This is a genomic window from Micromonospora sp. NPDC005707 (assembly GCF_040631005.1).
GTDB lineage: Bacteria > Actinomycetota > Actinomycetes > Mycobacteriales > Micromonosporaceae > Micromonospora.
In genome coordinates this window covers 410,606-433,817 of the sequence record NZ_JBEXYR010000001.1, presented here as the reverse complement: position 1 = coordinate 433,817, position 23,212 = coordinate 410,606, and the positions used below count along the sequence as shown (strand labels likewise).

At 74.9% G+C, this 23,212-nt stretch carries 24 protein-coding genes; 12 read left to right on the top strand and 12 right to left on the bottom strand.

Annotated elements, in window-relative coordinates:
• Positions 1–59: 59 nt before the first annotated feature.
• Both ABZ452_RS02010 and ABZ452_RS02005 read left to right on the top strand, forming a co-directional pair.
• On the top strand, positions 60–2,183 hold the full coding sequence (locus ABZ452_RS02010) for a hypothetical protein (RefSeq protein ID WP_357937890.1): 2,124 nt from the start codon (positions 60–62) through the stop codon (positions 2,181–2,183).
• A 176-nt stretch (positions 2,184–2,359) separates the two neighbouring features.
• Positions 2,360–4,387: a helix-turn-helix transcriptional regulator gene (locus ABZ452_RS02005; RefSeq protein WP_357937886.1), complete on the top strand. Its 2,028-nt coding sequence runs from the start codon at positions 2,360–2,362 to the stop codon at positions 4,385–4,387.
• On the opposite strand, the gene ABZ452_RS02000 is transcribed toward ABZ452_RS02005, so the two are convergent.
• The 6 genes from ABZ452_RS02000 to ABZ452_RS01975 form a co-directional block, all read right to left on the bottom strand.
• On the bottom strand, positions 4,326–5,465 hold the full coding sequence (locus ABZ452_RS02000; RefSeq protein WP_357937883.1) for an oxalate decarboxylase family bicupin: 1,140 nt from the start codon (positions 5,463–5,465) through the stop codon (positions 4,326–4,328). The two genes, ABZ452_RS02005 and ABZ452_RS02000, sit on opposite strands and share 62 nt — an antisense overlap.
• Before the next feature lie 140 nt (positions 5,466–5,605).
• Complete coding sequence (locus ABZ452_RS01995; RefSeq protein WP_357937880.1) at positions 5,606–6,100, bottom strand: hypothetical protein; 495 nt, start codon at positions 6,098–6,100, stop codon at positions 5,606–5,608.
• 71 nt (positions 6,101–6,171) lie between these two features.
• Entirely contained in the window at positions 6,172–6,735 is a 564-nt protein-coding gene (locus ABZ452_RS01990; RefSeq protein WP_357937877.1) for a heme-binding protein, read from the bottom strand.
• Positions 6,736–6,771: 36 nt separating this feature from the next.
• A complete protein-coding gene (locus ABZ452_RS01985) occupies positions 6,772–7,491 on the bottom strand; it encodes a hypothetical protein (RefSeq protein WP_357937874.1) in 720 nt (239 codons plus the stop codon).
• A 2-nt stretch (positions 7,492–7,493) separates the two neighbouring features.
• Entirely contained in the window at positions 7,494–8,276 is a 783-nt protein-coding gene (locus tag ABZ452_RS01980) for an ABC transporter permease (RefSeq protein ID WP_357937871.1), read from the bottom strand.
• A complete protein-coding gene (locus ABZ452_RS01975; protein ID WP_357937868.1) occupies positions 8,273–9,172 on the bottom strand; it encodes an ATP-binding cassette domain-containing protein in 900 nt (299 codons plus the stop codon). The genes ABZ452_RS01980 and ABZ452_RS01975 overlap by 4 nt, the downstream gene beginning before the upstream one ends.
• A gap of 133 nt (positions 9,173–9,305) precedes the next feature.
• Between ABZ452_RS01975 and ABZ452_RS01970 the strand changes: the two genes are divergently transcribed.
• The 3 genes from ABZ452_RS01970 (at position 9,306) to ABZ452_RS01960 (ending at position 11,775) form a co-directional block, all read left to right on the top strand.
• The gene (locus ABZ452_RS01970; RefSeq protein ID WP_357937865.1) at positions 9,306–10,544 is read left to right on the top strand and encodes a histidine kinase; all 1,239 of its coding nucleotides are present in this window, start codon (positions 9,306–9,308) and stop codon (positions 10,542–10,544) included.
• On the top strand, positions 10,541–11,218 hold the full coding sequence (locus ABZ452_RS01965) for a response regulator transcription factor (RefSeq protein WP_357937862.1): 678 nt from the start codon (positions 10,541–10,543) through the stop codon (positions 11,216–11,218). The genes ABZ452_RS01970 and ABZ452_RS01965 overlap by 4 nt, the downstream gene beginning before the upstream one ends.
• Positions 11,219–11,322: 104 nt before the next feature.
• Entirely contained in the window at positions 11,323–11,775 is a 453-nt protein-coding gene (locus tag ABZ452_RS01960) for a hypothetical protein (protein ID WP_357937859.1), read from the top strand.
• A gap of 74 nt (positions 11,776–11,849) precedes the next feature.
• On the opposite strand, the gene ABZ452_RS01955 is transcribed toward ABZ452_RS01960, so the two are convergent.
• Positions 11,850–12,626, bottom strand: coding sequence for a M15 family metallopeptidase (locus tag ABZ452_RS01955; RefSeq protein ID WP_357937856.1), 777 nt, complete (start codon positions 12,624–12,626; stop codon positions 11,850–11,852).
• 223 nt (positions 12,627–12,849) lie between these two features.
• Here ABZ452_RS01955 and ABZ452_RS01950 point away from each other — a divergent pair, with 223 nt between their 5' ends.
• Together ABZ452_RS01950 and ABZ452_RS01945 are read left to right on the top strand one after the other, a co-directional pair.
• Positions 12,850–13,491 carry a hypothetical protein gene (locus tag ABZ452_RS01950; RefSeq protein ID WP_357937853.1) on the top strand — a complete coding sequence of 214 codons (642 nt, stop codon included), beginning with the start codon at positions 12,850–12,852 and terminating at the stop codon, positions 13,489–13,491.
• A gap of 31 nt (positions 13,492–13,522) precedes the next feature.
• Positions 13,523–13,987, top strand: a complete 465-nt coding sequence (locus tag ABZ452_RS01945) for a PPOX class F420-dependent oxidoreductase (protein WP_357937851.1) — start codon at positions 13,523–13,525, stop codon at positions 13,985–13,987.
• A 2-nt stretch (positions 13,988–13,989) separates the two neighbouring features.
• Here ABZ452_RS01945 and ABZ452_RS01940 read toward each other — a convergent pair whose 3' ends face one another.
• Both ABZ452_RS01940 and ABZ452_RS01935 read right to left on the bottom strand, forming a co-directional pair.
• A complete protein-coding gene (locus tag ABZ452_RS01940) occupies positions 13,990–14,631 on the bottom strand; it encodes an NAD(P)H-binding protein (RefSeq protein ID WP_357937848.1) in 642 nt (213 codons plus the stop codon).
• Positions 14,632–14,699: 68 nt separating this feature from the next.
• A complete protein-coding gene (locus ABZ452_RS01935) occupies positions 14,700–15,932 on the bottom strand; it encodes a serine hydrolase domain-containing protein (RefSeq protein WP_357937845.1) in 1,233 nt (410 codons plus the stop codon).
• Between the two features lie 66 nt (positions 15,933–15,998).
• Here ABZ452_RS01935 and ABZ452_RS01930 point away from each other — a divergent pair, with 66 nt between their 5' ends.
• The 4 genes from ABZ452_RS01930 (at position 15,999) to ABZ452_RS01915 (ending at position 19,221) form a co-directional block, all read left to right on the top strand.
• On the top strand, positions 15,999–16,592 hold the full coding sequence (locus tag ABZ452_RS01930; RefSeq protein ID WP_357937842.1) for a pentapeptide repeat-containing protein: 594 nt from the start codon (positions 15,999–16,001) through the stop codon (positions 16,590–16,592).
• A gap of 117 nt (positions 16,593–16,709) precedes the next feature.
• Positions 16,710–17,828, top strand: a complete 1,119-nt coding sequence (locus ABZ452_RS01925; RefSeq protein WP_357937839.1) for a hypothetical protein — start codon at positions 16,710–16,712, stop codon at positions 17,826–17,828.
• Between the two features lie 119 nt (positions 17,829–17,947).
• Positions 17,948–18,826 carry a hypothetical protein gene (locus ABZ452_RS01920; RefSeq protein ID WP_357937836.1) on the top strand — a complete coding sequence of 293 codons (879 nt, stop codon included), beginning with the start codon at positions 17,948–17,950 and terminating at the stop codon, positions 18,824–18,826.
• Positions 18,827–18,909: 83 nt separating this feature from the next.
• Positions 18,910–19,221, top strand: a complete 312-nt coding sequence (locus tag ABZ452_RS01915) for a hypothetical protein (RefSeq protein WP_357937833.1) — start codon at positions 18,910–18,912, stop codon at positions 19,219–19,221.
• A 6-nt stretch (positions 19,222–19,227) separates the two neighbouring features.
• Here the strand turns inward: ABZ452_RS01915 and dacB are convergent, their stop codons facing one another.
• A complete protein-coding gene (dacB, locus tag ABZ452_RS01910) occupies positions 19,228–20,811 on the bottom strand; it encodes a D-alanyl-D-alanine carboxypeptidase/D-alanyl-D-alanine-endopeptidase (RefSeq protein ID WP_357937830.1) in 1,584 nt (527 codons plus the stop codon).
• Positions 20,812–21,117: 306 nt separating this feature from the next.
• Here dacB and ABZ452_RS01905 point away from each other — a divergent pair, with 306 nt between their 5' ends.
• Entirely contained in the window at positions 21,118–21,399 is a 282-nt protein-coding gene (locus ABZ452_RS01905) for an iron-sulfur cluster biosynthesis family protein (RefSeq protein WP_357937827.1), read from the top strand.
• Between the two features lies 1 nt (position 21,400).
• Here the strand turns inward: ABZ452_RS01905 and ABZ452_RS01900 are convergent, their stop codons facing one another.
• Together ABZ452_RS01900 and ABZ452_RS01895 are read right to left on the bottom strand one after the other, a co-directional pair.
• The gene (locus ABZ452_RS01900) at positions 21,401–22,504 is read right to left on the bottom strand and encodes a hypothetical protein (protein WP_357937824.1); all 1,104 of its coding nucleotides are present in this window, start codon (positions 22,502–22,504) and stop codon (positions 21,401–21,403) included.
• A 130-nt stretch (positions 22,505–22,634) separates the two neighbouring features.
• Entirely contained in the window at positions 22,635–23,174 is a 540-nt protein-coding gene (locus ABZ452_RS01895) for a PepSY domain-containing protein (protein ID WP_357937821.1), read from the bottom strand.
• Positions 23,175–23,212: the final 38 nt, after the last annotated feature.

Sequence of the window (23,212 nt, the reverse complement as noted above, 5' to 3'; positions counted from 1 at the left end):
CACCCGACGGCGGTGGCCGGAGCTGATCACCGCCTCACGGCAGGAGGCACCACGTGCGAATGAGACGACCGAGCCGGATCGCGGCCGCGGTGGCGGGCGTGACGGCGCTCGCCTTCACGGTCTCGGCCCCGGCCCAGGCGAACGACCACGAGAACCTTCCCGGCGAGCCGACCATCACGCTGCCGATCAACGACAGCGCGGCGGGCGGCACCTACAACCAGGACTTCACCCGGGTCTACGCCAACACCACACCGGACGGCACGCCGGTCTACATCTACGTACCGAAGGGGACCCCGCTCGACGGCACCGCGCCGGTCGGCGTGGCCAGCCTCGACCCGCAGTTCGACCACAACCCGGGCGACGGCTTCGTCCCCTGCGCCACCGCCACCGCGGCGCAGTTCGCCCTCACCCAGGCGCAGATCAACTACGTCGGCGACAAGCTCGCCGGCCAGATCGTCGCCGTGGACGAGGAGCACTTCGGCCCGATGGACGCGGCCGACCCGGACGAGCCGGCCAGCGACTCGCTGGTCATGGTGCTCTACAACATCCAGGACGACGCCTACTACGACTGCGCGCAGACGTCCTACACGGCCGGCTACTTCGCGCCGGACTTCATCGACAGCAACGGCATGAACGTCATCGTGGTCGACGCCCTCGACTGGGCGAACCGGGTCGGGCCGAACGACTCGCCGTGGCGGGACGCCAACCCGGCCAACGACCGCCCCGAGCTGTACGAGGGCACGGTCGCCCACGAGCTGGAACACCTGCTGCACAACTACAGCGACCCCGGTGAGCTGTCCTGGGTCGACGAGGGGCTGGCCGACTTCGCCATCTTCCTCAACGGCCTGGACGCCGGCGGCTCGCACCTGACCAACCACCAGGTCTTCTACGAGGAGACCTCGCTGACCCGGTGGGGCAGCACCCTGGCCAACTACGGCGCCTCGTTCACCTACTTCCAGTACCTGTGGGAGCAGGCGGGCGGCAACGGCGACGGCACCTGGACGCCCGACAAGCAGTACGACGGCCGGGCCGGTGACCTGCTCATCAAGAAGATCTTCGAGGAGCAGGCCGACGGCATGGCCGGCGTGCAGAACGCCATCGACTCGTTCAACGCGGCGACCGGGGCGCACCTGCGCAGCGCGGCCGACCTGTTCCGCGACTGGTCGGTGGCGGTCTACCTGGACGACGAGGACTCGCCGGTCTACGACATCAAGGCGTTCGACTTCGGCGACCCGGCGGACACCAGCTGGACCATCGACATCGCCGACGACGTGTTCTGGAGCGGCCGGGGCCGCTACCAGGGCGCCACCCCCGAGGCCAAGTGGGCGCGGCTGAAGAACCGCCAGGACACCACCGCCGTGCCGTTCGGCATGTCGGTCGAGCGGTTCCGCAACCCCGGCCCGACCGTGGCGCTGGCCTTCGACGGCGACGACGAGACGGTGATCGCGCCGCACACCGGCGCCACCCACTGGTACGCCGGGTACGAGAGCCAGGACGACAACATCCTCGACGTCAGCACCTCCGGCGCGGTCACCTCGCTGGACTTCTGGAGCTGGTACTTCATCGAGGAGGGCTGGGACTACGGCTTCGTCGAGGCCCTCGTCAACGGCGACTGGGTGACCGTGCCGGTGCGTAACGACGCCGGTCAGGTCGTCACCACCAACGACGACCCGCACGGCAACAACGAGGAGGGCAACGGCCTGACCGGCACCTCCGGCGGCCGGTACTTCGTCGACGACCCGGCGTACCTGCACCTGACCGCCGACCTGCCGGCCGGCACGACCGACGTGCGGTTCCGCTACTCGACCGACGCCGCGTACATGGACACCGGCTGGTTCGTGGACGACGTGAAGGTCAACGGCGCCGACGCGAGCCTCACCTCGGCGGCGGGCAACTGGTTCGCCACCAGCGGCGTGCAGGACAACAACTGGACGGTCCAGGTGGTCAGCCACTGCGACCTCACGCCGGGCGTCACCTCGCCGGGTGAGACCAGCGACGGCGCCGGCAACTGGGTCTACCGGTCCACCGGCGACCAGTTCACCGCCGGCGGCCTGCGGACCAAGTGCGCCAACGGCAACCAGGACGACTTCGCCGTCCTGATCTCCAACCTGCCGACCGGTGACCTCACCTACCTGGACGCGGACTACACCTTCCGGGTGACGAACACGGGCAACGGCAAGTAGCTCTCCCACCCCGTCGGGCCCGCGCCGCACCTCGGCGCGGGCCCGACGCCGTCCCGGGCCGGGTCACCATCCCGAGCGGCTTTCACATGAACACCCTTCACCCGCGTCCGGCTCGTGGTTGATTCGGCGGGACCCGACCCGCCCGCGCCCCGCGGGCCCCGCCGAAGGGGTGCCGGATGACCGAACCGACGCCGGTGACGCCGCGCCACGCCCCACCACCGACCGCCGTCGAGCGGGCGGTGGCCAGGGCCGTCGCGCTCGCGCCCGGCCCGTGCCGGCTGCCGCAGCTCGCGCGGCTGGCCGGCCGGCCCGAACCGGAGGTCGCCGACGCGGTGGCCGCGCTCACCGCCCGCGGGCTGCTCGCCGACACCGCCGGCGGCCTGACCGCCGGCCGGGCGCTCCGCGAGCAGGTCGACGCCCTGCCGCCGTCCCTCCTGGGGCACCTGCACCGCCGGGCGGCCGAGGTGCTCGCGGGCGCCGACCCGGATCGCGCCGCCGCACACCTGCTGGCGGCGGTCCGGGCCACCGGCGAGGCCGATCCCGGCCTGGTCGACCGGCTCGTCGCCGACGGCGCGGTCGACCCGTCGGCCGGGGCGGACCTGCTGCTCGCCGTGCTCCCCGGCGCCGGTGCCGCAACGCGCACCCGGTGGCTGCTCTCGGCGGGCGACCTGCTCGTCCTGGCCGGGCGCGGCGACGAGGCCGCCGACCTGCTCACCACCGAACTCGCCGCCGACCGCGCCGGCGCGCCCGATCGCGGGCTGCTGCTCGGCCGGCTCGGATCCTGGCAGGCCGGCCGCCGGCCCTCGGTCGCGCTCGACCACCTCGACCGGGCCCGCCGCCTGGCCGGGCCCGAACACCAGGCCTGGCTCGCCGCCACCGCGGCGACCGTGGCCGCCCGCGCCGGTCACCCGCACGCCGACGCCCTGCTCCGCGAGGCCGGCCGGGCGCAGGCCGCGCACCCGTCCGCCCGAGCCGGCGTACGGCTGGCGCTCGCCCGGGCCGCCCGGGCGCTCGCCCTCGGCGCGGTGCCCGGCGCCCGGGACGTGCTGGCCACCGTGGACCCGGGCCGGCCCGCCCTGCGTGCCGAGGCCGCCGCCGTCCGCGCCGAGCGGATCGCCGTACGGCTCGCGCTCGGCGAGTACCCGGACGCGGCGACCGCGGTCCGGGCGGCGCACGACGACCTGCCCGCCGCCGGCACCCCGGCCGTGCTCGCGCTGTCCTGCCTGCGGATGCTGGCGGTGGGGGAGTTGCCCGAGGCGGGGGCGCAGGCCCGGCTGGCGCTGGACCGCCCACCCGGCCCGCTCGCCGACGAGGTACGCGCCGCGCTGCTCTCGGTCGTCGTCGAGGTCGCGTACCGCCTCGGGCGTCCGGCGGTGGCCCGGGCCGTGCTCGACCGGGAACACCCCGACCACCCCTGGCCCGACCGGATGCCGTGGACGCTGCTGCGCTGTGCCGCGGCGGCCGATCCCGAGCCGCTGCGCCACTCCGGGCTGATCCGGTGCGCCGCCGCCGACGCGGCCCGGTCGGTACGCCCACTGCTGCTGGTCGCCCAGCACGGCCCCCGGCTGGTCCGGGCCCTGCTGCTGCTCGGCGACGCGAACCGGGCCCGGGCCGTCGCCGACCGCCTCGCGGCGGTGGCCGAGCGGACCCCCGTACCCCTCTGGCTGGGGCTGGCCGGGCACGCCGACGCGCTGGTCCGCCGTGACCCGTCGGCGCTGCGGTCGGCCGTGCGGGCGCTGCGCGCCACCGGCGCCGGCCCGGCGCTGGCCGACGCGTTGCTGGACCTCGCCCGCTCGCCCCGGGTGCGGCTGGCCGAGGCCCGGCCCGCCGCCCAGGAGGCCGCGGCGCGGTACGGGCGCCTCGGCGCGGTCGGCGACCAGGAGCGGGCCGAGCGGTGGGACCGGCGGCTCGCCGCGACCCGCCGCCGCCCGGCGCCCGGCCCGCCCGGGCACGGGCTGGCGGCGCTGACCGCCCGGGAGGCCGGCATCGCCGAACTGCTCGCGGCCGGCGCCACGAAGCAGCAGGTGGCGGGCCGGTTGTACCTGTCCTTCCACACCGTGGACACGCACCTGCGCGCCATCTACGCCAAGCTCGGCATCCGCAACCGGGTGCAGCTCGCCCGGCTGTGGGACGCGCGGCCGGTCAGCGCACCACCGGGCGCTTCTCCCTCGGCAGCGCCTCGATCATCTCGCGGGGCAGGTTGATGGTGTCGGCGATCACCTCGGCCGGCATGTTCGCCATCCACTGGGCCAGCGAGATGTCCTCGAACCGGGGCTTGCGGAACATCTCCAGGAAGACCAGCGGCTCGTCGCCCAGGTTCTCGATGTAGTGCCCGTAGGCGAACGGCACGTAGCCGACGTCGCCGGCCTGGAAGTCGAAGGTGCGGGCGACGCCGGAGCTGGCGAACACCCCCATCCGGCCGCGCCCGGAGATCCAGTACTGCCACTCGTCGTCCGTCGGGTGCCAGTGCAGCTCGCGCAGGCCGCCCGGTTCGATCTCCACCATGGCCGCGCAGATCGCCGTCGACGCCGCGAAGTTGGTGGAGTCGACGATGCGTACGGTGCCGCCGGGGAAGCGCTGCGGGGCCTGGGCGTGCAGCCGGTGCTTGAAGGTGCGGGGCACGTCGCCCGTGGGGCTGACCACCCGGTCCTGCTCCAGGGGCGGCGGCACCTCGCCCGGGAAGATGTACTTCTCCTTCTCCGGCAGGCCGCTGAGCTGGTCGACGCTCCAGCCGAAGTTCTTGGCCAGCACGCTCTTCGGGGTGCGCGCGAAGAAGTCGCTCATCAGGAACGTGCTGTTCTCGGAGAAGCCGCCGTCGTCGAAGACCAGCAGGAACTCGACCCCCTCGCCGAGCGCCTGGATGTGGTGCGGGATGCCCTTGGGGAAGAACCACAGGTCGCCCTGCCGCACGTCGTCGAGGAAGTTGCGGCCCTCCTGGTCCACGGCGCCGATGCGGCAGCTGCCGTTGAGCACGTACGCCCACTCGGCCTCCTTGTGCCAGTGCAGCTCCCGGTACGCCCCGGGTTCCAGCGCCATGTCGACGCCGGCCAGCTCAGTGGCGATCGGCAGCTCGCGCTGGGTCACCTCGCGGGTCCAGCCGCCGCGCTCGATGCGGGTGTGGGAGTTGGAGAAGGAGAACCTGAGGTTGGGCACGGTGCCCGAGTCGGTGGCCGGCGGCGTGAGCAGGTCCGGGCTCTGCCGGTCGACGGCCACGTTGCGCGGGCCGACGTCCGGTCCGCCCGCGCCCCCGCGTACCGGCTGCGGCAGGGGTTGGTCGCTCATGGTCGGCTCCTTCGCGCTCGGGTCCCGTGCGGCGACCGCGGGGTCGCGGCAACCGGAACCCGATCGTCCGGCGGGACGCGCCGCCGGCACATGGCGCGATCGCGGGGTGTCCCATCGCCCCGCGTGGCGGCGGCCGCCGGTCAGGAGTCGCGGTAGATCGGCAGGCCGAGGGTGCGGCGTACCTTGTCGGCCTGCGTGCCGCCGTCGTGGGCGGCGGCGGCCCGGATCTCCCGCATCAGCGCCTCGGCGGTGCCGGCCTCGGCGGCGAGCTGCCAGTGCCGCAGGGCCACGTCGTTCTCCTTGAGCAGCGCGGCGACCGGGGCCTGTGCCGGGGCCGGCCAGACGGTGGTGCGCAACTGCTCGGCGTGGGCGGCGTTGGTGGTGGCGACCGTGCGGGCCAGGCCGCGCACCGTCCGCCACGGCCGGCGGGCCTTCAGCGCCTCCTCCAACTGGTCCAGCGCCGTGTTGTACGGCGCCACGATGGCCAGGTAGCGGCCCTTCGCCTCCTTCACGGTCAGCGGGGCGGGCGCGCTCGGCGACGGGCGCTCCCAGGCCGGCAGGACTGTCGTCTCGCTGCCGCCGCCACAACCGGCGAGCAGCAGCACCAGGGCCAGGGCGGCGGACCAGCGGCGCACGGGGTCTCCCATCCGGTGGGCACAGGGGTCACCGAGTCTAGGGGTGACCCGACGGCCGTGCCGGCCGCCGACTATTCGGCGACCGGGAGGACGACCTCGTTACGGCGCAGGAACCACGGCTTCCACGGCGGGTCGAAGCGGGCGTATCGGACGGCGCCGGTCGGGCTCAGGCCGGCGGCGGTGACCGCGCGGCCCAGCGCGGTGGCCCGTCGCTCGAACGTCCGCGCGGTCCACCGCCCGGAGAACCGCATCGCCGCCGCGAGCTGCCCCGGAATCTCCCGGGTGGTGACCAGCGGGTCCGCCGGCTCGGGCAGCGTGGCCAGGGTGAAGCCCGCCGGCATCACGAACCGCACCAGCCAGCTTCCCGGCCGGTCGCCCTCCTCCTGCAGCACGGGAACCGTCATCGCGATCCGCTCCGGGCCGGCCGGCTCCGGCGCCGCCCGCGCCGCCACCGGGACCGCCCGGCGCGACCGGTTCGCCCCGGAGAGGTACCGGGCCAGCGGCCGGAACGCCGCGTTGCCCGCGGCCTCGAACGACCCGGCGACGTGGACCTCGGCGACCAGGTGGGCCGGGTAGCGGCGCAGCTCGAAGCCCGGGTGACGGGCCACCACGCGGTACGGCTGCCGCTCGGTCATCGCGCCCTCCCGCCCTCGCCGGTCCCACCGCCGACGCTACCGCCGCGCGCCGTCCCGGTCCGGCGGACCGGGGACCAGCCGCCAGTACTGCCGCTTCCCCTCGTCCCGGACCACCACCCCGAGTAGGGCCAGCTCACCGCGCAGCTCGACCGCCTCGCCGCCCCGGTCGGCGTCGACCGCCCGCTGCCGGGCCCGCAGCAGCGCGTCCGCCCCGGCCGGCAGCCCCGGCAGGCCCTCGACCCACCGCCGGTACGCCGACTCGTACGGGTCCTGCTCGACCCAGGGCCAGCCCTGCCCCGTGAACGCCGCGCGCAGCCGCTCCGCGCTGAGGTCGGACGGCTCCCGGGCCAGTTCGCCGCCGGCGGCGTCCAGCAGCACCAGCGCCTTCCCGTCGCGGAACACCCCGGTGATCCCGGCCCGGGCGACGTCCCGGCCGTGACCGTCGCGGTGCAGCCGGACCGAGGTGCGCCCCACCGTCACGGTCAGCCGTTCCCGGGTGCCCAGGAGCGCGAGCACCAGGCCGGCCAGCGCGACCACCCCCGCCCCGACCGGGTACGACCGTTCCGCCGGCCACCGGTCCAGCAGCGCGAACCAGCCCTGGAAGGGAAACCAGGGCAGGTCGGCCACCCAGCCGGACGCGGCGGTCAGCGCCGCGCCCAGCCCCGCACCGAGCAGCGGGAACCCAGCCCACATCAGCACCAGCTCACCGGCGCCGCCGCTGACCACGACGGCCTCGCCGGATCCCCGCGCCGCCACCGTCAGGACACCTCCCGCCGGAGCGTACGGACCAGCCCGGCGGCCAGCGGGACGAGCAGCCAGACGGCCAGCGACACCCCGAGCCGGCCCCACTGCCCGGCGGTCATGTCGGGGCCGAGCAGGGGCTCCATGGTGACCGAGGTGTCCAGCCACCGGGCCGGTTCGCGCAGCGCCCGGATCATCGCGGCGAGGACGCTCCAGACGGTCGGCAGCAGCAGGTAGGTGACGATCGCCAGCGGGGTGTTCAGCAGCAGCAGGCCGAAGCCCGCGCCCATCAGCACGTTCGCCACCTGGAACACGGCCGCGTACGGCAGCAGGTGCCAGTCGAAGGTCCAGGCGCCCGCGCCGCCGGTGGCCCGGGCGGCCAGCGTGCCGGCGGCCGCGACGGCGAGGCTGACCAGCACCGAGGCCAGCGCGGCCAGCACCACCGCGGCGAGCTTCGCGGTGACCACGCGTTCCCGCCGGGGCACCAGGGCGAAGGTGGTCAGCGCGGTGCGCTGCGACCACTCCCCGGTGATGGAGAGGATGCCGAGCACCGGCAGGAGCAGCCCCACCGGGAACAGCGACGGGGTGAAGAAGGCGGTGAAGGTCTGCTTCGCGTCCTTCAGCACGAAGATCTGCACCGTCACGATCACGGCCGCGACCAGCCCGATGGTGATCAGGAGCCAGCGTCCGGCCCGGGTGTCGGTGAGCTTGCGCAGCTCCACCCCGGTCAGCCGGGCCAGCGAGGGACCGGTCGCCGCCGGGCGGCTCAGCGTGGGGGCGGGGGCGGTGACGGCGGTCATCGGACGGCCTCCTTCGTGGACGCGCCGGCGGTGAGGGTGAGGAAGAGCTGTTCGAGGCCGCCGCTGCCGGCCGGGCGCAGCTCGGTGAGGACCAGCCCGGCGTCCGCCGCGGCCTGGCCGACCGCCTCCGGTTCGGCCCGGACCACGTAGCCGCCGTCGGTGCCGGCGCTCGCCGGCAGGCCGGCCCGGTCCAGGGTGAGCCGCAGGGCGTGCTGGTCCCGGGCGCGGACCAGGGTGCCGGCCCCGGCCAGCAGCTCGTCCTTGCCGCCCTGGGCGACCACCCGGCCGCCGCCGATCACCACGAGCCGGTCGGCCACGGCCTCCACCTCGCGCAGCAGGTGCGAGGAGAGCAGCACGGTGCCGCCGCGGTCGGCGAAGTCGCGCAGCAGGCCGCGCATCCAGAAGATGCCCTCCGGGTCGAGGCCGTTGGCCGGCTCGTCGAGGATCAGCACCCGGGGGTCACCCAGCAGCGCCAGCGCCAGGCCGAGCCGCTGCCGCATGCCCAGGGAGTACGCGCCGACCCGCCGCCGCGCCGCCGTCTCGTTCAGCCCGACCAGGTCCAGCTTCGCGGCGACCCGCCCGCGCTCCACGCCCATGGTGCGGGCGGCCAGGGCCAGCGCCTCCCGACCGGTCCGCCCGGCGTGCTGCGCGGAGGCGTCGAGCAGGACCCCGATCTCCCGGCCCGGGTTGGGCAGCTCCCGGTAGGGGCGTCCGGCGACCGTGGCGCCGCCCGCGCTGGGCGCCGTCATCCCGCAGATCATCCGCATGGTGGTGGACTTGCCAGCGCCGTTCGGGCCGAGGAAACCGGTCACCGTGCCCGGTTCGCAGCGGAACGAGACATCCTCGACGGCGGTGTGCGGGCCGTACCGCTTCGTGAGGTGGTCGACTTCGATCATGCCGTCGAGCCTGCCGGGGCCACCCGGTCACCCGCTGCGGCCGGCGGTCGGGAGCCGCCGATACCTCGGTCTACCGCCAGGCGTCGACTTTGGTAGCTGGTCGGGCCCGGAACGGGCTTCCTAGCATGGGGGGATGAGCAGCGCCGTCGTACCCGATCACCCCTGGCTGCTGCCGGGGTCCCTGGCGCCCGCCGCCCGGGTCCTGCGGCGCACGCCCCGGGACTGGCTCGTCGACAGCCTGGCCTTCCTGTTCTCGCTGGCCTGGGCGCTGCTCGCCTACGGCGACTCGCTGCAGCCGGAGCCGGAGTTCGCGATGAACCTCGGGCCGGCCTGGCTGAACCAGCTCGACCTGGCCATCGGGTTGCTGGTGAGCGCCGCGCTGTGGCTGCGCCGGCGCTGGCCGGTCGGGCTGGCCGTGGCCGCCGCGCCGCTGGCCCTCTTCTCGGTCACCTCCGGGATCGCCCTGTTGATCATCCTGTTCACGATCGTGGTGCACCAGCGGCTCGCGGTGGCGCTGGCGCTGGTCGGCTGGCACCTCGTCACGACGCCGCTCTACCTGGCGATCCGTCCCGACCCGGTGCTGCCGTTCTGGGCGGCCATGGCCTGGACCCTGCTCTTCATCGGCGGGACGGTCGCCTGGGCGCTGTTCGTCCGGGCCCGCCGCCAGCTCGTGCTGTCGCTGCGCGACCGGGCCGAGCGGGCCGAGGCCGAGCAGCAGCTCCGGATGGACCAGGCCCGCCAGCTCGAACGCACCCGGATCGCGCGGGAGATGCACGACGTGCTCGCCCACCGGATCTCCCTGCTCAGCCTGCACGCCGGCGCCCTGGAGTTCCGCCCGGACGCGGCGCCGGCGGAGGTCGCCCGGGCGGCCGGGGTGATCCGGGCCAGCGCGCACGCCGCGTTGCAGGACCTGCGCGAGGTGATCGGGGTGCTCCGCGCCGAGCCGACCGCCGAGGCCACCCCGGAGCGGCCGCAGCCCACCCTGGGCGACGTGCCCGCCCTGGTCGGCGAGTCCCGGGCCGCCGGCGTACGGGTGAGCGTGGTCGACGAGGTCGCCGACCCGGCGGCGGTGCCGGCGGCGGTCGGGCGCAGCGCGTACCGGATCGTGCAGGAGGGGCTCACCAACGCCCGCAAGCACGCGCCCGGTGCCGTGGTGACCGTCCGGCTGGCCGGCGGCCCCGGCGACGGCCTGGCCGTGGAGATCCGCAACCCGTGGCCGATCAGCGAGGCCGGCTCGCCGATCCCCGGCGCCGGGACCGGGCTGGTGGGGGTGGCGGAACGCGTCACCCTGGCCGGTGGCCGGCTCGACCACGGGCGGGACGCCGACGGCGACTTCCGGCTCACCGCCTGGCTGCCCTGGGCTCCCGCGTGACCGCCGAGCCGCCCGTGCGGGTGCTGATCGTCGACGACGACGCGCTGGTCCGGGCCGCCCTGTCGATGATCCTCGGCGGGGCGCCGGACGTCCGGGTGGTCGGCGAGGCCACCGACGGCGCGGAGGTGCCCGCCGCGGTCGCCGCGTACGCCCCGGACGTGGTGCTCATGGACATCCGGATGCCCCGGGTCGACGGGCTGGCCGCCACGGAGGCGCTGCGGGCCGCGCCCGAACCGCCCGAGGTGCTGGTGCTGACCACGTTCGACGCCGACGAGCAGGTGCTGCGGGCGCTGCGCGCCGGGGCGAGCGGCTTCCTGCTCAAGGACACCCCGCCAGCCGAGATCGTGGCGGCGGTGCGCCGGGTCGCGGCCGGCGAGGCGACCCTGTCCCCGGCGGTGACCCGCAAGCTCATCGCGCACGTGACCGCACCGGCGCCGGCCCGTTCGCCGGACACCCGGCGGGAGCGGGCGCTGCGGCTGCTCGACGGCCTGACCGAGCGGGAACGCGAGGTCGCCGTGGCGCTCGGGCAGGGCCGGAGCAACGCGGAGATCTCCGCGGAGCTGTTCATGAGCGTGGCGACCGTGAAGGCGTACGTCTCGCGCCTGCTCACGAAGCTCGATCTGAACAACCGGGTGCAGGTGGCGCTGCTCGTGCAGGACGCCGGGTTGGTCTGACCGCCGGGCGGTATTGAACTGCTGCAGGCGTGCGGCCGTACCAGTGGTCGAGGATGTGGTGCGGCCGGTCCGCCGCATCGCTGCCGAGCTGCGGGAGGCCTGCCGTGCGAGTTGGTGAGCAGTCGACGGATCCCATCGACCAGATCCTGGGTGAGGTGCCGGTGCCGGCGCCGCTGACCCCCGAGGACGTCCGGCTCGCGGTCCGGGCGGTGGTGGTGCACGCCGCCGAGGAGTGGCCCGCCGGACCGAAGTGCCGCAACGACGGCTCCGCGTACCCCTGCCGGCTGCACCGGTGGGGACGGCGCGTGCTGGAGGCCCACGGCCTCAACGAGCGTCAGATCGACGCGCTGGTACGGCACGGGAACCCGTTCGTGCACGTGCCCTTCCCGTTCGTGCTGTCCGGGCCGTCGGCCGGCCGGCCGACGGCGCCCCAGTCCCCGCGCGGCCCGGCCGGCCGGGTCGCCGCACCTCCGGTGCGGCCCGCTCTCCGGCCCGGCGGTACCGGTCGGCCGGTGGCACCCCCCGCCACCCGGCCGCGCTGGCCCCGGGCGAGCTAGCGCCCCGGGGCCGCCGACGGCGGCCTCGGCGCGGGGAGCCCCCACTCCCGCGTCGGGCCGCCGTCGGCGTCGGCTCAGCTCACCCCGCAGTTCGGGACGGACCAGGTGGTGGTGTTCGCCTGCCGGTCCTGGTTGTTCTCCCGGCGCGAGTCCACGTGGACGTGGTCGCTGTGGCCGGGGTAGCCGGGGCCGAACATGCCGCTGAAGCCGTGGCTGCGGGCCGACTGGGCCACCTGGCAGAGCGTGCTGGTGCGGGAGAGCACGTCGGCCGCGGTGCCGTAGAGGTGCTGGCTGTCCGAGGCGCCGTCGACCTGCTGGTTGCAGGCGATGCTGCGGAAGCCGCTGATGACGTAGAGCGGCTTGTCGCCGAGGCTGCGCCGCAGCGCCTCCAGCTTCCACATGGCGCGCACCGCGTTCTCGCGGGTCGCGGTCGACGAGAGCGGGCCCCCGCTCCACCCGCCCTTGCCGCAGCCGTTGTCCAGTTCGGCGTAGCTGAAGTGCTTCGGCGTGCAGTCGTTGTCCTGGAGGTCGTAGATCTTGGCGAAGGTCTGCGGGCCGGCGACGCCGTCGGCGCGCAGCCCGTACGCGGACTGGAAGCGGCGGACCGCGGCCGCCGTCTCGGGCCCGTAGATGCCGTCGACCCGGACGATGTCCCGGTAGGCGGCCCAGCCGGCAACCCGGATCTGGAGTTGCTTGACGTCCTCGCCGGAGCGCCCCTGGTAGAGGTTGCGGGGCCAGGTGTAGCACCCGTCGGCGTGGGCCGCCGGCGCGGCGACGACCGTGGCGATCGCGGCCCCGGGCAGGGCCAGCGCGAACGCGACCGCCACCCGCTTGAGCATGTTGATGCGCACTGAATTCCTCCGATTGGCGAGCGATGTGGGGTTGTGACGGGACATCGACCGGGAAGTCCCGTACTTCCACCGTGGCAGTCCTCCTGGTGATTCGTGGCGAATAACCGGAATTGCTCTCGCATTCGGCCGCCGCTGGGAATCCGTCAACCAGCCACAGCCCGGGTCATGTCGCCTCGCCCCCGCCGCCCGGTAACGTCTGCCCCCGAAGCGGGGGAGGTGGGCCGTGGCGCGTGGTGGGGTCTTCTGCGTCGAGGGGCAGTGGCACCGGGACCTCAACGAGCGCGGCTCCGTCCTGCCCACCCTCGAACTGCTCGAACGGCTCGGCCGGATCCGCTTCATCCACAAGGACGCCGCGACCCGCGACGAGCTCTTCTACTTCCTCGACCGCTGGCTGCTCAAGCAGTACGCCGACTTCCGGGTCGGATTCTTCGCCATGCACGGCGAGCCGAGCCGGCTCTGCCTCACCGACTGGGACTCCGTCGAGCTGACCGACGTCGCCGAGCGGATGGCCGGCCGCTGCGAGGGGCGCCGCCTCTACTTCGGCAGCTGCTCCGTGCTGCGCGCCTCCGACGCCGCGCTGCGTGACTTCCTCGACGTCACCGGGGCCGCGCTGGTCTGCGGCTTCACCCGCGAGGTGGACTGGGTCGAGTCGGCCGCGTTCGAGACCGTGCTGCTCGACGTGCTCGCCAACGGGCAGCGGCACAACGCCGCCGAGCTGCGGATGGGCTCCGCCCACTGGGCGCCGCTCGCCTCGTACCTGGGCTTCCGGGTGATCTACGCCAACGGCCGCGCCTGGTGGCCCAGCGCGCGGCCGCGCGTGCCGGCGCAGGCCTCCCCGCGCCGCACCGCCGGCCGTCCCCGCTGAGGCGGTCCGGCCCGCCTGGTAGAACCGAGGCATGGCACGCAGCATCGCGAGCAACACCCGGGTCGACCGGGACGCCCTGATCGAGTTCCTCCGCCCCCGGCACCGGGTCGTGCTCATGACGACCCGCGCCGACGGCCGCCCGCAGTCCTCCCCGGTCTCTTGCGGGGTCGACGCCGACGGGCGGCTGGTGATCTCCACCTACCCCGAGCGGGCCAAGGTGACCAACATCCGTCGCGACCCCCGGGTCTCCGCGTGCGTGCTCTCCGACGACTGGAACGGCCCGTGGGTGCAGGTCGACGGCACCGCCGAGGTGCTCGACCTGCCCGAGGCGCTCGACCCGCTGGTCGACTACTTCCGCAGCATCTCCGGCGAGCACCCGGACTGGGACGAGTACCGCGCGGCGATGGTCAAGCAGGGCAAGTCGCTGATCCGGGTGACCATCGACAGCTGGGGGCCGATCGCCACCGGCGGCTTCCCCGCCCGACTGGCCGACTGACCTCAGTACGCGGCGGTGAAGCGGGCGTTGCCGAACCGCGGGTTCTCGATCTCGTCGACGATCGCCACCGCCAGGTCCTCGTAGGTGAGCACCGACCGGCCCTGTGCGTCGGTGACCGGCTGGTCGGTGCCGGTCCGGTAGTGGCCGGTCCGCTCGCCCGGGTGGAACTCCAGCGGCGGCGGCGAGACGTACGTCCAGGTCACGCCGTCGGCCGAGGAGCGGTAGAAGTCCAGGGCGTCGGCCTGGCCCTGCGCCGAGTCCCGGTACTCCTCCGGGAAGTCCGGCTCGTCCAGGTAGCGGGTGCCCTTCGAGGTCAGCAACGTCGCCCCGCCCCCCACGTGGATCACCCGGGGCGGGTCGGGCAGCTCGCGCAGCGTGTCGACCAGCGTGCGGGCCGCGTCGCGCCACAGCTCGCGGTCCCCGCCGCCGATGGCCACCACGAACACGTCGGCGTCCCCGGCCAGCTCCCGTACGCTCCGGGCCGAGGTCGCGTCACCGGTCACCGTGCGGACGCCGGGCGGCAGGTAACTGGTCGCCTCCGGGCGGCGCACCGCCGCGGTGACCCGGTGCCCCCGCTCTACGGCCTCGGCGGCGATCCGCGAGCCCGCGGTGCCGCCGGCGCCGAACACCACGATGTCGCTCATGCTCCCCAGGCTAGGGAGCGGGCCGCCCGACCGGTGCCGTTCCGACGAACCGGTCGGGCGTCGCGCGCTCAGTCGACCAGGGCCGAGTAGACGAGCTGGCGCAGCTGGGGGCGGAGCGGGTACGTGCTCGACGGCATGAGCTGGGTGAAGAGCAGCGCCGTGACCTCCTCCACCGGGTCCACCCAGAAGGCGGTGCTGGCCAGGCCGCCCCAGTAGTACTCGCCCACGCTGCTCGGCACCCGTGACGGCACCGGGTCGAGCACCACGGCGAAGCCCAACCCGAAGCCGACCCCGTCGAGGATCGTCTCGGCGAAGCCCTCCGGGGAGAACGAGGCCAGGTCCCGGTTGCCGGGCAGGTGGTTGCGCGTCATGAAGCGCACCGTGCGGGGGCCGAGCAGGCGGACCCCGTCCAACTCGCCGCCGTGCAGCAGGAACTGGGTGAACCGGTGGTAGTCGGCGGCCGTGGAGACCAGCCCGCCGCCGCCGGAGAGGCACTCCGGCGCGCGGAGCGCGAAGCGGCCGATCGCCTCGGCGCGGACCGCCTGGCCGGTGGCCGGGTGCGGCGTGTAGAGCGCGGCGAGGCGCTTGGCGTCCGGCTCGTCCACCCACCAGCGGGTGTCGGTCATGCCGAGCGGCCGGAAGATCCGCTCGGCGAAGAACGCGTCCAGCGACTGCCCGGAGACCACCTCGACCAGCCGGCCCAGCACGTCGGTGGAGACCCCGTAGTTCCAGCTCGTCCCCGGCTGGAAGAGCAGCGGCAGCCGGGCCATCCCGCGGGTCGCCTCGGCCAGGTCGGCGCCGGCCGGCACGCCCAGGTCGAAACCCGCCGCCCGGTAGAGGCCATCGACCACGCTGACCTGGGCGAAACCGTAGGTCAGGCCGGCGGTGTGGGTGAGCAGGTGCCACACCCGGACCGGCTCGACGGCCGGCACCGTGAACGGCTTGAGCACTGAACCCCGGTCGTAGACGCGCACGTCGGCGAACTCCGGCAGCCAGCGGCTGACCGGGTCGTTCAGCTCGAGGCGGCCCTCCTCCCAGAGCATCATGGCGGCGACCGAGGTGATCGGCTTGGTCATCGAGTAGATGCGCCAGAGGGTGTCCGGCTCGACCGCCGCGCCGGCCTCCCGGTCCCGCAGCCCGTAGGTGGCGGAGTGGGCGATCTCGCCCCGGCGGGTCACCACGATCTGCCAGCCGGCGAGCCGGCCGTCGTCCACGTACCTGCCGAAGTGCTCGTCGATCCGCGCCAGCCGGGCGGGGTCGAAGCCGATGCGGTCCGGGTCGGTGCTCACTGCGACGCTCACGACGCCGAACCTACCGGCCGGTACGGCAGGCGGGAAGTGTCGGCCGGTCACACTAATCTGGGCCGCATGCCGGAAGCCGTCGAGGACGTCACCTACCGCCACGAGGACTGGTACGCCGAGGAGCTGGTCGATCGGCACTTCGTCCGGTGCGAGTTCTTCCACGTCGACCTCACCGAGGCGGTCAGCCAGGGCGCGACCTTCACCGAGTGCGTCTTCGGCAACGTGGCCCTCAACGCCTCCCGGCACACCGACTCGGCCTTCACCCGCTGCACCTTCAAGCGGTGCAACCTCTTCGAGGCCGAGTTCACCGGCTGCAAGCTGGTCGGCAGCAGCTTCGAGCAGTGCGACCTGCGCCCGCTGCGCGTCGAGGGCGGCGACTGGTCCTTCGTCGCCCTGCCCGGCGCCGATCTGCGCGGCGTACGCATCACCGACGCGCGCCTGCGCGAGGCCGACCTGACCGGCGCCGACCTGACCGGCGCGGTGCTCACCGGTCTCGACCTCTCCGGCGCCCAGTTGCACGCCGCCAAGCTGATCCGGGCCGACCTGCGTGGCAGCGACCTGACGTCGCTCGACCCGACGGCGGTCGAGCGGGCGGGCGCGGTCGTCGACGCGGAGCAGGCCGTCGTGCTGGCGCAGGCGCTGGGCTTCGAGATCCGCTGACCGGCGTTGTCGGGAAGATGCCTCCGGTCGACGGCTTCTCGAAGATCGAGGTGTGTGTCATCCTCCCTGCGGCGGGCCACGGGACGGCCGCCGGCGCCGGTGGCCGAGGGAGGGTCGGTGGCTGAGGACGAACTCACGCAGACCGGTATCCGGGTCGGGGGGTGGCTGCCCGCCGTACCGGCCGAGCCGGCCCGCGCCCCGGAGCCGCCGCCCGGGCCCCGCCGGTTCCCCGGCGACCCCGTCGCCCCGCCGGCCGGGTCCGCCGCGCCGCCGGTCCCGGACGCCCCGCCCGCCGAGCCCGCGGCCCCGGACGTGCCGGCCCGCGCCGGTCCGGACGCGCCACTCGCGGCGCCCAGGCCCGTCGCGCCCGTGCGGCACTCCGCTCCGGAGGGCGTCGCGGCCCGGCTCGCCGGGCTGATCGCTCCGGCCGCGGCGAGGGTCCGCACCGCCGTCGGCGCCGCGCCCGACCGGCCCACCCGGGTCGGCGTGGCCCGCGCCCGGCGTCGCCGGCGGCGGATGATCCTCGCGGGGGCGGCGCTGACCGCGTTGGTGCTGGTGCTGGCGTACGCCGGTCGGGGCGCGGAGCCGGACGGCGCCCCGGCGCTACCGGCGGCCGTGCCCACGGCTGCGGCCCCGGTGCCGACCGCCGCGCCGCCCACCGTGGTGCCGGTGACCGGGAGCCCGGCCCTTCCCGGCGGGCCGCTGCTGAACCTGGACCAGGAGCCGGTGCCGCCGTCGGTGCCGCTGACCGCGCTCGGCACCCGGGACTGGCTGCACTGGGGTGGCGCCGGCGCGGCGAGCGTCCAGCGCAAGCAGCGGGGCACCGGTGAGATCGGCGACCTCGCCGGCGACCGCCTGGAGCACAACGCCGGCGTCTCCGCTCTCACCTGGACGGACGGCACGCCGACGGCCCGGCAGGACGGGACCCGGTCCGGCGTCTTCCAGCGTGGCGCGGGGAAGAGCTTCGCGCTGAGCGTGGCCGGCAGCGGTGACCTGCGGACCGTGCGGCTCTTCGTCGGCGCGTTCTCGGCCGGCGCCCGGCTCGAGGTGCGGCTCTCCGGCGGCGGCGACCCGGCCGTCCGTGAGGTCGCCCTCGCCGCCGGGGACCGCTTCTTCCAGTACGTCGTCCACTTCCGCGCGCCGCGCGGCCAGCGGCTGCTGGTCACCTGGCGGGCGCTGACGGTGGTGGGGGCGGAGAACGACGGGGTGACGCTGGAGGCGGTCACAGTGAGCTGAGCCGCCGCCGCCACCGGTCGGCAACGAAGTGGAAACTGCCCCCGTCGACATATGGCGCACCGACGCCCATGGTGGAAACGTGAACCGGCGGCCGGAGCGCGGCGGTGAGCGGAGGTTCGGTGGGGCAGCGAGACAACGGTCCGGTCGGTGACCGGACGCCGTACCCGCACGGGCAGACGCGGTCGGCGCTCCGCCGGCTCGCGCGGTCCCGGCAACGGCGGCGCTGGCTGCTGGAGGCGCTGGCCGCGCTCGCCTGCCTGGCCGCGCTGGTGGCCTATCTCGGCAGCGAGCGGCACGACACGCCCCGCGAGGAGAGCGCCGTGCTGCCCGCCGCGCCGACCGGCCGCCCCGTGCTGCCGCCCCCGGGCGGCGCGCAGGCCGGTGCCGTGACGCCCGGGCTGCACCCCCGCCAGCGCCCACCCTCACCCAGCCCGTCGCCGTCCACACCCGCGGTCCCGTCGACGCTGACCGTGAGCCGGTCCGACGTGTCGGCGCGGGTCGACCTGAGTGCGGTGGGCACGGTCGACTGGGTCCAGTGGGGGCACCTCGGCGCCCGGACGCCGGTGCGCAAGCGGCACGGCTCCGGCGACATCCGCGACGAGGGCGGCCGGGGCCAGCGGCAGAGCTACAGCAACAACCCCGAGGCGTACGCGTGGCGCGACGGCGCCCCGGCCCGATCGGCCGACGGCACCATGTCCGGGGTGTACACCTGCGACCGGGGCAGCGGCTTCACCCTGGCCGTGGCCGCCGACGGCCAGCCCCGCACCGTGCACCTCTACGCCGGGCTGTGGATGGCTCGTGCCCGCCTCGACCTGCGGATCTCCGGCGGCGGGCCGACCAGCACGGTCCGCCTGGAGGATCCGCACACCGTGCGGACCGCCGACTTCACCATCCGGTTCCGCGCGCCGGCCGGCGCGAAGCTGCTGATGAACTGGACCGTGGAGGAGTCCCTGGGCGACTGCGGCAACGTCAGCCTCCAGGCGGTCGCGCTGCGCTGAGACAGTTTGTCCGTCGCGGCCGGCGCGGGACGTCATACGGTGCCGATGTTCCCGTCCGACCATCCGCTGTGGAGGCTCGACCGATGAGCAGCAGTGTCCGCGTCGTCCGTTCCCTCCCGCCGTCCGACGGCGACGTGCTGCGGGAGATCCCGCTGCCGCCGTACGTGACCGGTGAGGACGCCCAGTTCGCGGTGCGGGCCGTGGTGGTGCACGCGCCGCGACGCTGGTCCGGGGGGACGATCTGCCGCAACGACGCCAGCCCGCACCCGTGCCGGCTGCACCGCTGGGGCCGGCGGGTGCTGGCGCTGCGGGGCCTGCCGCCGGCCGAGATCGACGCGCTCATCGAGCGCGGCGACCCCGCCGCCGAGCCGGGTCCGCCCCGGCCCGGCGCCTGAGCGGGCTCAGCAGACCGCCGGCTTCACCCAGGAGCACTCCAGGCCCTCGGGCACCCGCGGCGACTGCGGCGCCGCCGGCACCGACAGCCGGGCCGTGGTCGTCGCCTTTCCGCTGTACGAGGCCAGGGCGATCGCGATCTGGTCCTCCAGCCCCTTGACCGACGAGGTCAGGTAGTTGTTGAGCACCACGGAGAAGGCCAGCACGTGCCCGTCGGCGTCGGTGGCGTAGCCGGAGAGGCTGGACGCCCCGGTCAGGCTGCCGGTCTTGGCGTGCACGTTGTTGGCGGCCGCGGTGCCGGTCATCCGGCTGCGCAGCGTGCCGCCGACGAACCGCTCCGGGTTGCCGGCCACCGGCAGGGCCGCGTACCAGGTGTCGAACCAGGGTTCGGCGCGGACCGCCGAGAGCAGCGCGACGAACTGGGCGGGTGGGATCATGTTGCGCCGGGACAGCCCGGAGCCGTCGCGCTGGCGCAGGGTGCCGGTGTCCATTCCGGAGTCACCGACGTACTCGCCGATCGCCGACAGCCCGGCGGACCAGGTGCCGGAGCCGGAGAGCACCCGGCCCAGCTCCTTGGTGAGCACCTCGGCGTGGCCGTTGTTGGAGAGCTTGAGGAACGGCACCATCAGGTCGGCCAGCGGCATCGAGTCGTGGCGGGCGACCGGCTTGGCGTCGTCCGGGGTGGCCTGGCCGAGCACGGTCCGGCCGAGGACCCGCACACCGTGCCGGCGCAGCGCCGACCGGAAGACGTCGGCGGCGTACCCGGTGGGCTCCCAGACCGTCATCCAGTCGCTCTCCTCGGCCTGGCCGACCGCGATCTGGCCGGTGACCACGATGGTGTTCCCACCGTGCTCGCGCTCGAAGGAGATCGTCGTCTCGCCGGTGGCGACCGTCTGGGCCCGGTTGTCGATGCGCAGCCAGCCGTTGGCCGGCGTCATGGTGACCTTCGGCCGCGCGCCGGCTTGCCCGCCCGGTGCGGCGTGCACGATCACCGTGCCGGCGTCGTAGTCGGTGTCCGGGGCGACGGTCAGCGCGGAGACCTGCGCCGCGTAGTAGTAGGACTCGTCGTCCCAGGTCCAGTCCGGGCCGAGCCGGGTCCGGTCGTAGCGGGTGTCGTCGGCGACCAGGTTGCCCGTCACCACCCGTACGCCCGCGGCGGCCACGTCGGCGGCCAGCCGGTCGTAGTCCTCGGCCAGCATCGTGGGGTCGCCCCCGCCGCGCAGGTAGAGGTTGCCGGAGAGCAGCCCGGCCCGGCGTACGCCGTCGCCGGTCACGTCGGTGGTGAAGCGGTGCCCGGGCCCGAGCAGTTCCATGGCGGCCGTCGAGGTGAGCAGCTTGGTGTTCGAGGCGGGTATCAGTCGCCGTTCCCCATTGCGGTCGTAGAGGGTCTCCCCGGTGGTGGTATCGACGACGACCACGCCCGCCTGTGCCCCGGCCAGCCGGGAGTCGGCGAGGATCGCGTCGATGGTCGCGTGCAGCCGGGTCTGCGCGGGGGTGGGCGCTTCGGCCGTGGCGGTGGGAGCGCCGGCGGTGGCCGCGGTGGCGACCAGCGCCAGCACCGCGAGCGCCCGGGGGAAGAGACGACGATGCATGTTCCGATGCTGCCATGGAGCTTTCCTCCAGAGAAGACTCCACAGCGAAACTTATTGACGAAAGCTCGTGGAATACCCGCCTGGCGGCGGAAGAAACATTCCCGGCCGCCGCTTCGCCCGCCCGGTGTCGACTGACCCGGCTCTATTTGACGGATGCCCGGGCAGGGGGCACCGTAGGCCGTGAGGGGCACTCGACCTGCCCTGGTTTGCACGGCGAAGCCTGATTCGCCTTCCCGGGGTCCCGACCGGCCGCGTGGCCGCATCGACCCGCCCGCGATTCCCGAAGCAGACACGAGGAGTTCCGCCATGCTGACCATGACCGACAACGCCGTTCTGGTGATCCGCGACCTCGCCAACCAGCAGGACGTCGCCGAGGAGGGCGGCCTGCGCATCGCCGCCGACACCGACGCCGGCTCGCTCTCCATCGAGCTGGTCGAGCAGCCGGCTCAGGGCGACCAGGTGATCGACGATCAGGGAGCCCGTATCTTCCTCGACGCCGACGCCGCCGAACTGCTCGACGGCACCTCCGTGGACGCCACCGTCGACGACGAGGGCGTCGTGCAGTTCGGCTTCACCGACAAGGAGTGACTCAACCGGCGCGGCGGGTCTCACCACCGCGCTGCGGCCGGCCGGCGCGCCCCCGCTCGGGGACGTCGTGGTCGGCCCGCCACGGCCCGCCGCGCTGCTCCCGCTCGGGCGGGACCAGCGTGGCCAGCACGTGCGCCAGGTGGTGCGAGGTGCTCCAGGCGATCCAGTTCGCCGGCGAGCCGGCACCCGCGCCGCGCCGCGCCCGGCGCACGATCTCGTGGTCGCCCCAGGAGAAGCTCGCGCCTGCGGCCGGCCAGTGCGGGGCCGCGACGAGCGTGCGGCACAGGTCGGCGAAGCGGTCGTCACCCCGGCCGCCCCGGCGCGACCACCGGTAGACCCACCACGCCCCGGCCGCGGTGTAGCGCAGCGTCGGCAGCCGGTCGCCCGGCCCGTCCGCCCCGGGCACCGCGCAGCCCACGCCGTAGTCGCCGTACCCGACACCGAGGTCGGCCAGGCGCTGCCAGAGCTGCCAGTCGAAGCGGTCCAGGCGTACCGGCTCGTCCGTCGGGAGCCGGGCCAGCGTCGGCGGCATCCCGCCCGCCGCCACCGTCACCGAGCGCCAGGCGTGCCGGCGGGCCCACTCCACGAGCCGCACGATCCGGGGCTCGGCCAACCGGACGTCGGCCGGACAGCACACGTCCCCCGCGTCGACGAGCAGGTCGCACTGCTCCGGCACCAGCCGGGCCAGCCGCCACACCCGTTCCAGTGCGGCGGTGGTCGCGTCCGGGCCGGCCCGGTCCTGCCCGGTCCGCAGCCGGACCACGGCCCGCCGCGCGTACTCCCGGGCGGCCGCGCCGTGCGCCACCAACCGGCGGTCGCCGTCCGCGAGCCCGATCACCGGCACCAGCGGTACGCCCCAGCGGACCAGCTCGCCGCCCGCCGACTCGGGCAGCACCGACACGTCGACGGCCGGAAGGAGCCCGGCCGGCAGCCGGCCGAACGTGTCCACAGTGCACGGATCCACCGCGTGGACGTCGATGACCGGGGCGAGCAGCGGAGCGGTGGTGTCGTCGAGGTGGGCCAGCGCCTCCAGCTCACCCCGGCGACCGGCCAGCACAGGGCGGTAGACCGGTTCCGCCGCCCGACCGCCGTGGGCGGGCACCATACTTCAATGTAGCGACCCGATCGCGTTCCGCCACAGTCTTTCCGGACCTCGTCGACAATCCATCCGTCCTGGTGACGGGCGGCGCCGCGGGTCCGGCGGAAGCTCGCCCCCCGAACCCGCGGACCGGCGCTCAGTCGTCGTCGCCGGACCGGTCCCCGCCGTGGTCGTCGTTCCGGTCGTGCGTCCGGCTTCCGCCGGCCGTCCGCCGCTCGACCTCGACCACCGTGCCGTCGCCGCGGTGGACCTTGATCTCATAGGTGATCCCGGCGCGGGCGACCTTCACACTCCACACCGGACTCGCGTGCTCAGTCTCCGCCTCGATCTCGACGATCCGGCCCCCGCCCAGCAGGGCCAGCGCGACCTTGCCCGCCTCCTGCCGGTCCACCGCACCACGCGGGGCCGTGGTCGGGGCGCCACGCGTCGGGGCCGCGCCGGCGGTCGCGGAATCGTCCGCTCCCGGGTCGTCGTCGGCGGTGCCGGGGTTGTCGTCGGCGGTTCCCGGGTTGTCGTCGGCGCTGCCACCGGCGGGGTCGGTGACGTCGGCGGTCACGGCGGCCGGCGCGGTGGCCGGACTCGACCCGCCGGCAGTGGTCACGCCGATCGCCGCGCCGGTGACGGCCAGCACCGCGGCCCCGCCGACCGCTGCCAGGACCAGGGAAGTTCGTCGCATCGTCTCCACCTCTCCTCGTTGTGTCCCGAGGATCGGTC